At 51.6% G+C, this 250-nt stretch carries 1 protein-coding gene; it reads right to left on the bottom strand.

Translation table 11 applies throughout. From position 1 onward, the window contains the following. A partial coding sequence (locus B3V56_RS02965) for a PCRF domain-containing protein (protein ID WP_289283957.1) occupies window positions 1–250 on the bottom strand: 250 nt, incomplete at both ends.

The raw sequence follows: 250 nt of genomic DNA, 5'->3' as shown, positions 1-250 counted from the left end.
TAACGTGCTGACCACCGGCACCCTGAGAGCGGTAAGTATCGACTTTTAAATCCGCTGGATTGATATCGACTTCATCAATCTCATCGGCTTCTGGGAGAATAGCGACAGTACAAGCCGAGGTGTGAATACGGCCTTGTGATTCCGTTTCCGGAACCCGTTGCACACGGTGAGCACCTGATTCGAACTTCAGACGTGAATAGGCACCTTCACCGACAATGCGACAGATGACTTCCTTATAGCCGCCGTGCTC

The organism is Methylophaga sp. UBA2513 (assembly GCF_002341285.1).
In the GTDB taxonomy this organism is placed as follows: domain Bacteria; phylum Pseudomonadota; class Gammaproteobacteria; order Nitrosococcales; family Methylophagaceae; genus Methylophaga; species Methylophaga marina.
Note: the sequence above shows the minus strand (reverse complement) of the source record. Positions and strands in the feature narration are given on the sequence as shown.